This is a genomic window from Saccharibacter sp. 17.LH.SD, assembly GCF_009834805.1.
In the GTDB taxonomy this organism is placed as follows: domain Bacteria; phylum Pseudomonadota; class Alphaproteobacteria; order Acetobacterales; family Acetobacteraceae; genus Saccharibacter.
Genome location: NZ_WVHO01000010.1, coordinates 283,206 through 297,718 on the forward strand (window position 1 = coordinate 283,206; position 14,513 = coordinate 297,718).

At 50.2% G+C, this 14,513-nt stretch carries 10 protein-coding genes and 2 tRNA genes; 3 read left to right on the forward strand and 9 right to left on the reverse strand.

What is annotated here, in order from left to right:
* Positions 1–43 precede the first annotated feature (43 nt).
* From GS501_RS05925 to GS501_RS05935, 3 genes are all read left to right on the forward strand, one after another.
* On the forward strand, positions 44–1,012 hold the full coding sequence (locus tag GS501_RS05925; RefSeq protein WP_160830943.1) for an AAA family ATPase: 969 nt from the start codon (positions 44–46) through the stop codon (positions 1,010–1,012).
* 6 nt (positions 1,013–1,018) lie between these two features.
* Positions 1,019–2,845, forward strand: coding sequence for a cobaltochelatase CobT-related protein (locus tag GS501_RS05930; protein WP_160830944.1), 1,827 nt, complete (start codon positions 1,019–1,021; stop codon positions 2,843–2,845).
* Between the two features lie 222 nt (positions 2,846–3,067).
* Entirely contained in the window at positions 3,068–3,952 is an 885-nt protein-coding gene (locus tag GS501_RS05935; protein ID WP_160830945.1) for a hypothetical protein, read from the forward strand.
* Positions 3,953–4,044: 92 nt separating this feature from the next.
* Here the strand turns inward: GS501_RS05935 and dnaE are convergent, their stop codons facing one another.
* The 9 genes from dnaE to GS501_RS05980 form a co-directional block, all read right to left on the reverse strand.
* A complete protein-coding gene (gene dnaE, locus GS501_RS05940) occupies positions 4,045–7,470 on the reverse strand; it encodes a DNA polymerase III subunit alpha (RefSeq protein WP_160830946.1) in 3,426 nt (1,141 codons plus the stop codon).
* 67 nt (positions 7,471–7,537) lie between these two features.
* Positions 7,538–8,248, reverse strand: coding sequence for an ABC transporter ATP-binding protein (locus GS501_RS05945; RefSeq protein WP_160830947.1), 711 nt, complete (start codon positions 8,246–8,248; stop codon positions 7,538–7,540).
* The gene (locus GS501_RS05950) at positions 8,241–9,488 is read right to left on the reverse strand and encodes a lipoprotein-releasing ABC transporter permease subunit (protein ID WP_160830948.1); all 1,248 of its coding nucleotides are present in this window, start codon (positions 9,486–9,488) and stop codon (positions 8,241–8,243) included. The genes GS501_RS05945 and GS501_RS05950 overlap by 8 nt, the downstream gene beginning before the upstream one ends.
* Before the next feature lie 3 nt (positions 9,489–9,491).
* Complete coding sequence (gene proS / locus GS501_RS05955; protein WP_160830949.1) at positions 9,492–10,808, reverse strand: proline--tRNA ligase; 1,317 nt, start codon at positions 10,806–10,808, stop codon at positions 9,492–9,494.
* Between the two features lie 12 nt (positions 10,809–10,820).
* Positions 10,821–12,479 carry a ribonuclease J gene (locus tag GS501_RS05960; protein WP_160830950.1) on the reverse strand — a complete coding sequence of 553 codons (1,659 nt, stop codon included), beginning with the start codon at positions 12,477–12,479 and terminating at the stop codon, positions 10,821–10,823.
* 19 nt (positions 12,480–12,498) lie between these two features.
* Positions 12,499–13,329 (reverse strand): type III pantothenate kinase, encoded by an 831-nt coding sequence (locus GS501_RS05965; protein ID WP_160830951.1) that lies wholly within the window; start codon positions 13,327–13,329, stop codon positions 12,499–12,501.
* A 14-nt stretch (positions 13,330–13,343) separates the two neighbouring features.
* Positions 13,344–14,084, reverse strand: a complete 741-nt coding sequence (locus GS501_RS05970; protein WP_202405329.1) for a biotin--[acetyl-CoA-carboxylase] ligase — start codon at positions 14,082–14,084, stop codon at positions 13,344–13,346.
* 14 nt (positions 14,085–14,098) lie between these two features.
* Positions 14,099–14,173: transfer RNA gene (locus GS501_RS05975), tRNA-Val, on the reverse strand.
* Between the two features lie 126 nt (positions 14,174–14,299).
* Positions 14,300–14,374, reverse strand: a tRNA-Val gene (locus tag GS501_RS05980).
* Between the last annotated feature and the right edge of the window lie 139 nt (positions 14,375–14,513).

The following is a 14,513-nucleotide window of genomic DNA, read 5'->3' on the forward strand; positions in this document are numbered from 1 at the left end:
TTAAGCCTAAGGCTTTCTCTATAGACGCACATAGGAGCCCGACATGACCATCTCGACGACACATTCTCTAGCCGAGACCCTGCCGCAAACTCCTGATGGTTTGCGCCCAGCGCGTGATCTCTTTGATCTGGACCTTGATTTTGACGTGCCCGTTTGGTCGCGCAAAACAGAACAAGTGCCTGATATTGATCCGGCATATCGCTTTGACCGTGATACGACACGAGCCATTCTTGCCGGATTTATGTATAATCGCCGTGTGATGGTCCAAGGATTTCACGGAACGGGAAAATCATCTCATATCGACCAGATTGCTGCCCGTCTTAACTGGCCTTGTGTACGTATCAACCTTGATAGTCATATTTCGCGTATTGATCTCATCGGGAAGGACGCCATTACCCTCCGTGATGGCAAGCAGATTACAGAATTCCGTGAAGGGCTCTTGCCTTGGTGTTTGCAGAGCCCCTGCGCCCTCATTTTTGATGAATATGATGCCGGACGGCCTGATGTAATGTTTGTTATCCAGCGTGTGTTGGAAGCTCACGGGGCGCTGACGCTGCTTGATCAAAATCGCGTCATCCACCCTCACCCATCCTTCCGCCTTTTTGCGACAGCCAATACGATTGGCCTTGGTGATACATCGGGCCTATATCATGGAACACAGCAAATTAACCAAGGCCAGATGGATCGCTGGAACATCGTTGCCTCTCTCAACTATCTCCCTGCTGAGCAAGAAATTCGCATTATCGACGCTCGCATGGGGGGCAAAATAGACCACTCTCTTATTGAGAACATGGTAGCGTTAGCGAATCTCAGTCGTGCAGGCTTTATGAATGGTGATATTTCAACCGTTCTTTCCCCACGCACCGTGATTTCATGGGCAGAAAATACCCTCATTTTCGGTGATACTGCTTTTGCGTTCCGTCTAAGCTTCCTCAATAAATGCGACGAAACCGAACGCGATACAGTGGCCGAATATTACCAACGCTGCTTCAACACCTCTCCTTTGGGGTAAAATATTATGGCTAACCAGCAGGATCCATTCCGCAAAGCCTCGTTTGCCACGCTGCGTGCACTGAGTGGTCAGAAAGAGATTGACGATACGGTCAATCTCTCGACCTTGGATGCAGAGGATCTCTCCGCTGAGCAGCAACAAGAAATCCGTGGCGAGATTGATGCGTCAGCACTGCGTCAGCGTTACCATGATCCACATCTATCACCCGTCATGGCTGATCCTGAAGCACGCCAAATCTTTGATGCTGTCGAGCAGGCGCGTTACGAGGTTTATGGCTCTCGCCATCTGGCAGGTGTGCGCGCCAATTTACAAAAACGCCTTGAACGCCGTTACGCCGAACTCAATGCTCATACCATGAGCAAACGGGAAGATATGCCGGCCTCGCTGGCTCTGGAACTCCTAACGCGTGAAGCACTCTCCCAAACGCCATTGGCCGCGTCTTTAGAAAGCCCGGCCCTCGAAAAATGGCGTCATTCCCTCAGCGCTCAAGCTAAAAAAGCGCTGAGTCACATGGCCGAAACGCAGAGCGACCAACGTCAATTCTCTCAAGTAAGCAAAAAGCTGATTGAAGAATGCGGCTTACATCCCAAAAAGAATGAAGCAGAGTCTGAGACGGCGCCTCCCTCAGGCGATCAAAACTCTGATGATCAAGAAAGCGAAGCCTCTTCAACATCGCATTCTGATAGTCAGGGAGAAGAGAGCGCACCGGAAACAAGCGATACCCCAAGCCAAGAAGCTACAGATGGAAGGAGTGCGAGCGAAGGGGCGACCTCTGAAGAAATGGAGGCGCTTCTTGCCGCTGGTGAGCATGGAAATGAGGAAGCCGCCGGTCCATCTTCTGATTCGCCTGCACCGCATTCTGATGCACAACATGATAACTACCGTGTTTACACGCGGGAATTTGATGAAGAGGTTCAAGCTTCCGACCTTTGTGACCCTGAAGAACTCGACCTTCTGAGGGAAACGCTTGATACACAGCTTGAACAGACACAGGAATTTGTCGCCCGCCTCGCCCATAGGCTTCAACGCCGTCTTCTGGCGCAACAACAACGCCGATGGTTCTTTGATCAAGAAGAAGGCATTCTAGATTCAGCTCGCTTGCCGCGGATTATCAGCAATCCTTCGCTGCCTCTTTCGTACAAACGTGAAGGGGAGACCGAATTTCGGGATACAGTCGTCACCTTGTTGATTGATAACTCCGGATCAATGCGTGGCCGGCCCATTACCACGGCGGCTATTTGTGGGGATATTTTAGGACGCATTCTCGAACGTTGTGGCGTGAAGGTGGAAATCCTAGGCTTTACGACACGCGCCTGGAAAGGTGGGCAAAGTCGCGCCAAATGGTTGCAAAATAACCGCCCATCCCAGCCGGGCCGTCTCAATGACCTCCGCCATATCGTCTACAAAGCAGCGGATACACCTTGGCGACGTGCTCGGCGTAATCTTGGCCTTATGCTTCGTGAAGGAATCCTGAAAGAAAATATTGATGGTGAGTCTCTGCTCTGGGCTTGGCAGCGCCTAAAACATCGCCCTGAACATCGTCGTATTTTGATGGTCATTTCCGACGGTGCTCCTGTTGATGACAGCACATCAACGGCCAATGGCCCCGACTACCTAGACCATCACCTCCATCATGTTATCCGGAAACTGGAGCATGACCCCAGTGGCGAGCTTTTAGCAATTGGCATTGGCCATGATGTCACACGTTATTACGAGAATAGTGTCACCATCGGTTCTGAAGAAGACCTCGGCGATACGATGGTTGCACAGCTTACTTCTCTCTTTAGTCCCCATTCAGGGCGAAAAATTAAAGGCTCTAAGCTTATTAGATAGGTAAGGCACGTATAACCCTCAAATAATGATCTTTTTGACCTTACCATGTTCTTGAAATACAAAATTGTTTATAGAGAGCTGGTAGGTTGGTATCATTCTAGGATAGCTTCTTCCAAGTATGTCGCATTTTTTCAATGACATCGGAGGGCCATACTTCTTTCTAACATTGTCTGATGACTCAGAACATATGGTGTCGACCAATATTCAGGATTCAATCCAACGATGACTTCTTTCTCTTTTCAGCGGAAGCTTTCTATTATAGGCGCCTTCGCAGCGAGTATAGCGGCGCCAGCCATCGCTCACGCCAGCATCCTCCCACAAATTCCTGCCTCCTGCTTTACCTATACAGTAGGGCATGAAGACGCGGCCCCTAATCAGCTTGATGCCAAGAGCTTCCATGCAGAGCTTACGGGCACGGGATATTCTCTCAATGTCGCATCTACCAAGATGGTCGACCATGATAAGAAGCTCGATTCTGCTGGGTTAAGCCGCGTCAATGCAGCTTCCGCTTATGCAGCACTCACTGCCTATCATCGCGGCGTAAGCCAAAACTGCCTTCAGCAACCCATTCCAGAGACGGATGAAATCAAGGGTTCACGCCCAGAAGCTACATGGTCTGGCGTCACCTTATCTCATGCGGGCAAGAAAGACATCCATTTACAAGCTGTTCACATAAACGTTGTCAGCTCAACACCAACGATCCATATTCTTTTTGCAGCATCGGGCCTTCCACATGATATCAGCCCGATCATGCCAAGCTCGCTTTCTGGTGATATTGACTTCACGCCTGCCCCTCATCCGCCTTACGAAGTGGCTCTTAACAGCATGAAGAGTACAATTGGCACGAGCACCATCGAAGGGCACGGCACAATGAATGTGGCTCAAAGTATTAAAGCGTCACAGGCCAATATTCATCTTACCATCAGTCATATCGGCAGTCTCATTGACCAAGTCAAAAAAGTTGCCCCCCTCAAAATCACCACAGCATTGCTAATCGCTCGTCTCATGGGTGACAATGAGGGAGACCATCGCACGGGTTGGACGATTAAACTAAATAATGGTGAAATGCTCGTGAACGGTGTGTCCGTTCCTATGATTTTCCCATAAATCTTCCAGCTTATAGACACACGTAACACACAGCCCTCACCTTTCCTTCAGTGAGGGCTGTTTTGTATCCGTTGGACAATCTTCCCTGTCTGTTATCGATTTTCTAATCGATTCACACCTTGGATGGTGCTCAAACGCTCCGCTAGACGCGGCGTAACACGATAAGAAAGCGGAAGCGTAATCTCCACATCACGTGTTTCAGCCAAAGATGGCAACAAAACAACACGCCCTCGTCCCCCGCGCAAAGGTTCAAGTGTTTCTCGAATCTGCTCAAGAGCTTCTTGGCGATCAATCCAGACACGTAGCTCTCCAGCTTCCTCTGCTGCAGCACGTTCAAGATCGACAACATGCTGAGCCGTAATCCGCATAGCATCGCCATCCAGCTTTAACTCGGCATGAACTAAAACCGCCTGCCCCGCTACAAGAAGATCACGGCATCCAAGCAACGTCTCCGAGAAGAGCGTCACCTCACATCCACCGCTGGAATCCGTTAAATTCACCCAGGCCATTTTTTTACCTGTGCGCGTGGGACGCTCTTTTTTATCCACCACACAACCTGCGATACGCACCCGTGTCACGCCATTTTGCGCTAAACGCTCAAGTTGTATAGCGGGCACAACCCCCATACGGCGCAAAACCTTACTGTAACCATCCAATGGATGGGCACTCATATGGAACCCAATAACCGCCGCTTCATGCGAAAGACGCTCAAAATCTGGCCAAGGCCTTACAGATTTGAGGCGTAATATCTCCCGGGTGGTGTCATCACTTCCCCCAAACAGACCAACCTGCCCCACTTGCTTCTCATGGGCGCGCGCCTGCGCCCGGCGCATAATAAGTTCAGCACTCGCAAAAACTGTATGACGGTCAGGCACAAGGCTGTCGAACGCCCCTGCCTTTGCCAAACTTTCTAGCTGGATTTTATTGATATGTTTGGAATCACACCGTTCGGCAAAATCCGTTATGTCACGAAAAGGCGTCTCACCACGATCCCGCACCAATCCTTCCATCGCGACAGCACCAACACGCTTCACGGCTGACAGCGCGTAACGGATAGCGAGCCGTCCATCTTCAAGCTTTTCAATCGAGAAATCTGCTTGTGAACGATTCATATCAACCGGAAGAATGGGAATCTCCATTCGCTTCGCTTCTTGGCAAAGAGCCGCTAATTTTTCGGTTTTTTCACGAGCAAGCGACATACAGCCCGCCAAGAATGCCACAGGATGATTCGCCTTCATCCACGCCGTTTGATACGACACTAATGCGTAAGCCGCCGCGTGGGATTTATTAAATCCATAATCGGCAAACTTCGCCATGAGATCAAAAACCTCTTCAGCTTTCTCAGGCGTGATGCCGCGCTTTACCGCACCTTCTCGAAAAATAGCGCGTTGCTTTTCCATTTCCGATGCAATTTTTTTACCCATAGCACGGCGCAAAATATCCGCCCCACCCAGACTATAACCCGCCATCTTCTGGGCAATCTGCATCACCTGCTCCTGATAGACCATGATTCCATAAGTCTCTTCCAGGATAGGGCGAATCTCTTCATGAGGCGGCGACCATTCCGCCCCATGTTTCCGTCGGCAATATTCAGGAATATTGGCCATTGGCCCTGGGCGATATAAGGACACGCCTGCAATAAGATCTTCCATACGGCTGGCGGCCATTTGTTTCAGCATGTCACGCATGCCTGCACCTTCGAACTGGAACACACCCGCTGTGTCGCCACGCGCCATCATGTCGAAGGTTTTTTTATCATCCAGTGGGATATGAGAGAGATCGACCTCAATCCCTAGACCTTTTAGAAAATCCACTCCCCTCTTCAGAATCGTCAACGTTGTCAGGCCAAGAAAGTCGAACTTGACCAGACCAGCCTGCTCAACAAATTTCATATTATATTGAGTGACCAACATATCACTGCGCGGGTCTCGGTAGAGCGGCACCAACTCCACAAGGTTACGATCCCCAATCACGACCCCGGCAGCATGCGTTGAGGCGTGGCGGAAAAGCCCTTCAAGCTGCAAGGCAATTTCCAACAAACGGCGAAGGGTTTCATCACCATCGCGCATTTCTTGCAATCGTGGCTCTTCTTCAATGGCCTTTGCTAAAGGTGTCGGCTTTGCGGGATTATTCGGAATAAGTTCCGCAACACGATTCACCATTCCATAAGGAAGCCCTAAAACACGGCCAACATCACGCACTGCGGCCTTAGCTTGCAACTTTCCGAACGTAATAATCTGTGCGACTCGTTCATTGCCATATTCTTCGCGAACATAACGAATCACCTCGTCACGTCGATCTTGGCAAAAATCGATATCAAAGTCCGGCATGGACACACGTTCTGGATTGAGAAATCGCTCAAACAGCAGGCCAAAAGGAATCGGATCAATATCGGTAATCGTTAAGGCATAAGCAACAAGTGACCCTGCGCCGGACCCACGACCAGGCCCAACAGGAATTCCATGCGCCTTTGCCCATTGAATGAAGTCCGCCACGATTAAAAAATAGCCTGGGAACCCCATGCTCACGATAATATCGAGCTCTGTTTCCAGGCGCTCCTTATACATCGTGCGGCATTCATGCTGATTGGCCATAACAGCCAAGCGCTTTTCAAGCCCCTCCCGGGCCATCGCCCGTAATGTCTCTTCTTCCGTCGCCCCTTCATTAACCTTGGGGCAAACCGGCAAAAGCGGCTGACGTGTTGTCGCTGCCACAGCGCAATAGCGCGCAATCATCACTGTATTATCACACGCATCTGGTAGATCGTGGAATAAAGCACGCATCTCCGCCGGTGTTTTAAACCATGCTTGAGACGAAACCCGCCACCGATCCTCTTCCGCCATCGTGCGCCCTTGGGCGATACAGAGCAGCGCATCATGGGCTTCATGCATATCTGGGCGCGGGAAGAAGCACTCATTGGTCGCCACAAGAGGAATATCCATCTCATCGGCCAAACGAATCAGCGCTGGTTCCGTAATCTCTTCCCCTGGCTCATCCAGACGGTTGATCTCAACGGCAAGATAATCTCCGAAAGAAGCCTTTAACCTCTCAAGAAGCGCCCGCGCCGCACTCTCTTGTTCAGAGAGAAGCAGCCTATTAAGAGGCCCGCGATTCCCCCCTGTTAAAAGAAAAAGTCCTGCTGAACGTTCACATAATATATCCAACGTTACGCAGGGATCAGACGAATCGCCCCCTATAAAACCTTGAGAAGATAAATATTGAAGATTCTCGAGCCCTTCTTCTGTACGCGCCAACACCACGACCGGTTCTGCCGGTGTTCCAGGCTTGTCACTATGAGGTGGCAAGCCTATCTGGCATCCGACAATAGGCTGCACCCCAGCCTTACGGCATGTCAGGGAAAACTCTAATGCCCCAAATAAATTACCACTATCGGTTAAAGCGACCGCTGGCATCTCGTTGCGCACTGCGAGATCAACAAGTTCCGCAGCCCGAATAGCCCCTTGGCTAAGAGAATACGCCGAATGATTACGAAGATGGATAAAATCAGCATGAGACATGCCTCTATTTATCACGCTCTCATCAAAGGCTGGAAGAATTTTCCGTTAAGGATTCGTCAATAACAGGCTACGAAAAAGGGATCATCGCCCCTTCTTGTAAGGTCATGATCCGATCTGTTGCCGCGGCAAGATCTTCATTATGCGTTGCGACCAAAACAGCCGTTCCCTCCTCTCGCACCACACGTGTGAGTTCCTGGAAAACGATTTCTGCTGTTTTAACATCCAAATTCCCTGTCGGCTCATCTGCCAACAACAAGCTTGGGTTATTCGCTAAGGCTCGCGCAATGGCTGTGCGCTGCTGCTCTCCGCCCGACATCTGACCCGGCAATGAATCAAGCTTAGTTTGAAGACCAAAGCGCCCCAATAAATCCTCGGCCCGTTTTCGAGCTTCATAGCGTGACTGCCCTGCGACCATTTGGGGCAACATAACATTCTCACACGCCGTAAATTCTCCAAGGAGATGATGAAATTGATAAACAAATCCAATCTCATCACGCCTAACAGCGGTACGCCCCTTCTCCCCCAAGGTTCGCGTTACACGCCCATTAACGATCACATCGCCAGAATCAGGAAGTTCGAGCAAACCCGCAATATGCAATAAGGTCGACTTGCCCGTGCCACTCGGCGCAACAAGCGCCACCATTTCTTCACACTCTAGCGAAAAATGAACGTCCTTCAATACCTCAAGCGTCTTATCCCCTGAGCGAAAAGAACGGGCCACATGATGCAATTTCAGAGCATGAGGCGAAGATGAAGAAGATGTTGTCATATCACTCATGTCTTAACGCCTCGACAGGATCCGTTTTCGCCGCGCGCCATGAGGGATACAACGTCGCAAGCAAGGAAAGCACGAGAGACAATACCACTACTTCAATCACCTGAGACCAGACCAACCGCGCCGGTAACCGCGAAAGAAAATACACTTCCGAATTAAAAAGATTTGTCCCTGTGAGATGCTCCAATACGTGCCGAATACGCTCAATATTAAGCGCAAACGCGATCCCTAAGGCCGTCCCAAAGCACGTGCCGATCACCCCAACAGCCGCACCACACATCAGAAAAATACGCATGATGGACGCACGGCTTACGCCAAAGGTTCGCAAAATAGCAATGTCACGCGTCTTATCCTTCACCATCATAATCAAGGATGAAATGACATTAAACGCCGCTACCAGAATGATAAGCGTGAGGATCAAGAACATGACATTCTGTTCCACCGTTACCGCATCTAAAAAGCCATTCGCACTTTGCGCCCAACTCACCACATTGAGCCTTGGATCATCTAAAACACGCGTAATCTCGCGGCCTACAGGAACCACATTAAGAGAATCCGTTGTGTTAATTTGAATGACCGAAACCGCTTTATCCATCAAGAGAAAGCTTTGTGCGGCAGCCAACGGCATAAGCACCACATTGCTGTTATAATCGTTCCAGTTCGCATCAAAAATCGCTACGACATGGACACGATGCACACGCGGCACCATCCCAAAAGGCGTTGACCGACCATTGGGCGACAAGATCGTCATGGACGAGCCAACGTGCAGACCCGCCCGTGCGGCCATCGTCACGCCAATGGCCACGGCATCATTGCCTTTGAAATTATCTAAACTTCCGTCAAAGACCCCTGAGTTTAACGCAGGCCATCCTCGCAAATCCTCAAGGGAAATCCCTTGGAGAGCCGCACCCGTCGAGTAGCTCTCCGCTTCAGCAAGAACTGTCCCTTGTGCCATTGGAATAACGCGACGAACCCCTGGAACCCGTTGAATACGCGCAACATCTTCCGGATAGTCTGTAATCGTTTTCCCATAAGCATAAACGTTGAGATCACCATGAAGGCCGAGAATGCGTCCCATCAAATCTGATTTGAACCCATTCATCACCGCCATCACGATAATAAGCGTCGCCACCCCAAGCATGATTCCCACCAAAGAGAATAATGCGATAAGCGACGCAAAACGTTCACCTCTGCGCGTTCGCAGATAACGTAAGGCAATGGTACGTTCAAAGCGCCCAAACATGCGCTAGTTCAGCCCCACTTTTGCAAGAGCTTCATCAACGGACAGCTCTAAACGCTCTCCTGTTGCGCGGCGTTTCAATTCAACCATGCCATTTTTCGCGCCACGTGGCCCGATGATAATCTGCCAAGGATGCCCCATCAGATCCGCATCATTAAATTTGACGCCGGCCCTCTCTGAACGATCATCATAAAGCAACCCTTCTGGATCACACTGATAGAAGCGCTCACACAAAGCATCGCAGCTTTCATCACCAGGGCGCAAATTCAAAATAGCCGCACGATATGGCGCGACATTATCCGGCCAGATAATGCCATGATCATCATGAGATGCCTCAATAATCGCCCCAACAAGGCGCGACACCCCAATACCGTAAGAACCCATATGAGGATGGAACGCCGTGCCATCAGCACCGCTCACACTCACACCCATCGCCTCGGTATATTTTGTACCGAAATAAAAGATGTGACCAACCTCGATCCCACGACCAGAGCGACGCTTATCTTCCGGCACATTCTGCCATGACGCTTCGTCATGTTTCTCATCGGTTGCCGAATACGTTTTAGAGACAATCTCTTTCAGCGCATCCAAATCTTCAGATTTTTGCGGATCTAATGGCGACGTCCCCCAATCCATCAAATCCCAATCATGATGGTAGAAAACTTCGCTTTCCCCTGTTGGCGCGAGAACCAAAAATTCGTGGCTTAAATCCCCACCAATAGGCCCCGTATCTGCAGCCATTGGCACGGCTTTTACACCTAACCGATGGAAGATGCGCAGGTAAGACAACATCATGCGAAAATAGCTGTACCCTGCTTCTTCGTATGACGCATCGAAGGAATACCCATCCTTCATGTAAAATTCACGCCCACGCATCACACCAAAACGTGGACGAATCTCATCACGAAATTTCCATTGGATATGGTACAATGTCTTCGGCAGCTCACGGTATGATTTAACCGTACTCCCGAACAAATCGGTCACCATCTCCTCATTCGTGGGCCCATAAAGCAATTCACGCTTTTGGCGGTCCTGAATGCGCAACATTTCAGGACCATAAGCATCATAGCGTCCTGAACGCTTCCACAAATCAGCCGACTGAAGGGTCGGCATCAAAACCTCTTGCCCACCAACGGCATCTTGCTCTTCACGCACAATAGTCGCGATACGGCGCAAAACCCGCAACCCAGCGGGAAGCCACGTATAAATACCTGAAGCCGTTTGTCTAACCAGACCTGCACGCAACATAAGACGATGCGAGGCAATCTGTGCTTCGGCGGGAATTTCTTTAAGGGTCGGCTGAAATGCTTGGCTCAAACGCATAAATGATTTTCCTTAAACCCGCAAAAGATGAACATCAACAAGCGGACGTTTTTGTAATTTACGCCCTAAAGCACGACGTAAAGCAGTACGGGCCGCATTGCGGAATGAAAGATCATCCTGACGTAATTCATCAGGGATCTCATCAATCGCATACGAAAATTCTTCGCAAATGCGCATGCTCTCTGGATCTTCGGATTCCAATAATCCTGGAGCACTAATGCGTGGTTCGCCGATGACATAACCTTCTTCGTCAACCGCAAAACTTGCTAGGACAACACCATTAAACAACATCCGACGACGTGCCGCTAACACACCACCCGTCATAGGCAGTAAACGCCCACCATCCAGAGCCCAACGCCCCGTCGGAGCCGTGTCAACGACCTTCACTTCTCCAGGCGCTAAATTGAGAATATCGCCATCTTCAAGCAAGACAACCTGAGAACCCGCCTCATGCGCTAAGGCGGCATGGGCTGTCAGGTGACGCCATTCCCCATGGGTCGGAATACTATATTGCGGACGCACCAAACTATAGAGATGGCTGATGTCGCCCCCCGTCGCGTGGCCAGAAACGTGAACGGTTCCATCTTTATCGGTCAGGACACGCACACCACGACGCGTCAAATTATCCTGCACGGTCATAACCGCTTGCTCATTCCCAGGAATGACACGCGAGCTGTAGATAACCGTATCTCCCTCACCAAGGGAAATGGTCGAATGCGTATCTGACGCAATCCGTGACAAAGCAGAGCGCGCCTCTCCTTGGCTTCCCGTCACGATCATCAGCAGATTATCATCTTCGATATTCTGCGCATCATATTCTGTCAGAAATGGTGGAAGATCCGTAAAATACCCGCATTCACGGGCCGCTGTCTCGAGATTACGGAGAGAACGTCCAACAATCATAACCTCACGGCCTGAGGCACGCGCTGCCTTAGCAATGCTCTCTACACGGGCCACGTTACTGGCAAAACATGTGACAGCAATCCGCCCTTCTAGCGAAGCAATCATTTCAGTCAGGCCAATCCGCACATCCGCCTCGGATTGTGAAGGCCCTTCCTTCATCGAATTCGTGCTATCGCCGACCATGGCCAGCACGCCTTCATCGCCCAATGCTTTGAATGTATCGAGATCGGTGACTGGACCAACGAGTGGGTTTGGATCAAGCTTCCAATCCCCCGTATGCACGACCAAGCCATAAGGCGTACGAAGTGCTACTGCCTGAGATTCAGCCGCAGAATGGGTAACAGACACAAATTGCAGATCAAAAGGCCCAACCTCAAACCGTGATGCCGGACGGATCACATGAATAACCACCTGATTATTCAAATAGGCTTCAGTCAATTTCCGCCTTAAAACAGCCGCTGCGAACGGCGTTGCGTAAACGGGGCACTGAAGATATGGCCATAAATGCGCTATAGCCCCCAGATGGTCTTCATGCGCATGTGTAATCACCAACCCGCATAAACGGTCACGTCGTTCTGCGATAAAGGTTGGATCAGCCATTAACACTTCAGCTTCAGGCGTATCATTTCCTGAAAAGCCGATACCGCAGTCAATCGCAAGCCACGTCTCTTCGCCTTCGTGACGCAAACGATAAAGATTGAAATTCATTCCGATCTCACCTGTTCCTCCGAGAGGAAGGTAAGCAAGACCCTCTTTTTGCTCTGTCATACGTTAATCCTACATTATGTTACGTATTGATTGGTTTATTCACACTCGAACGATCAAACCGTCCGGAAGAAGCTTTCAGAAACCGCTGAGCGTTACGCACGGCCAAAAGACGCAAACCATCCAGCGTCAAATCGGGTGCCACCGCATCGAACAAAGCCGTTCCTTCAGAAAAAAGTGGTGCTAATCCGCCTGTCGCAATCACTTTGGGGCTTTCCGCCATTTCCGCAGAAATGCGCCTTACAATCCCCTCAACAAGTCCAACATATCCCCAAAAAAGACCAGACCGCATCGCAACACTCGTATTGCGACCGATCGCTTCAGATGGACGTCCAATACTGACGCGCGGCAAGCGTGCCGCAGCTTGATGCAGCGCATCCATAGACAGGTTAACACCGGGCGCAATGGCGCCACCACAATAACGCCCCTGCCCATCGATCACATCAAACGTGGTTGCTGTTCCAAAATCCACAACGATCAGGGAGCCAGAATAGGTCTCACGGGCTGCCAAACCGTTTAAACGGCGGTCAGCCCCCAATTCATCAGGTTGATCTACCAGGACATCCATATCCCAGTCTAAATCACTATTTGCAATGAGCGGCTCAACGCCAAACCAGTGGCGGCAAAAACGCCGCAAATCATATAACGCCGCGGGGACAACCGTGCCAATAATCGCTTGCGTTACCAAAGAAGCAGAAATATCTGCCCGATCCATAAGGGCTAAAAGCCACGCCGCATACTCATCTGATGTCCGTTGATCATCAGTCGAAATACGCCAACGTCCAATCCATGATTGTCCATCATGAATCGCAAAAACAATATTCGTATTGCCTGCATCAATGACAAGAAGCACCGGCTATTCCTTACTCACAAGAGGACATCGCCTGTCACAACCGGCACAACCTCACCACTCTCCAATGTGAGCAGCAGGCGCCCTTGTTCATCCAACCCACCAAACATGCCGGTCATATACGTATCACGCCCCTTCACCGCAAGCCGCGTTCCCACAGGATGAGCATAAGACAACCATGTTTGATGTACAACTCTCACCCCCTCCTTCTGCCACACCTGTAGCCAGCGCTGCAGAGATTCAATAATGGCGTGAGCACAAATCTCAGACGTTGGTGGCGGTGCCTTCTCTGCAAAACAGGCAAGCTCTCGTCCTTCAATGACGGGAGCCTCTTGCAGATTAACACCGATACCGACCACTGCCCAACGCTTGGGCCCACTATAACCTGTCTCTACTAGAATACCGGCTAGCTTGCGACCATCAAGTAGTAAATCATTCGGCCATTTTAATTGAAAGCATTTTTCTGCTTTTTGCGGTCCAGGCAAAAACCCTTGCAACGCCTCATAAAGCGCAACACTGATAAGAAAAGGCAGTGCTTGCAGCCATTCATCGTCCACAAAATGCATTAAAAAAGAAAAAGAAAGGTTGCCCTTCCCCGTCGTCCAACCGCGCCCTCGGCTACCACGTGCGGCATATTGCTCTTTTGCTAAGATAACGAGCCCATCAGGTTCACCAGCTTCTGCCCGACTCCGGCACAAGTCGGATGTAGACGCCAGCGCCTCATAAATTTCGAAACGCCAGTTCACATTCTTAAACATCTTAAGGGGGATCATGGTGGGCAATGACGGGATCGAACCGCCGACCCTCTCGGTGTAAACGAGATGCTCTACCGCTAAGCTAATTGCCCGTAGCGGTATGTAGAGGAACATCGCCTCGCACGCAAGTAATTCATTGATTTTTTTTGATAAAAAATAAACACACCTCTCCCCGCAGGGAGATTAGTCTAAAAACCATTCTTTTTGGGGAGATGTGATGGTGGGCAATGACGGGATCGAACCGCCGACCCTCTCGGTGTAAACGAGATGCTCTACCGCTAAGCTAATTGCCCGCAGCGGTATGTAGAGGAATCACTCCTGGAGCACAAGCCGTTTTTATAATTTTTTGAAAAAAATTGATGCATTCTCTTTTTTATACAGCCACCAACATCATCGGCTGTCTATATTCCCTCCACCTTAGGGAAGAAGGAA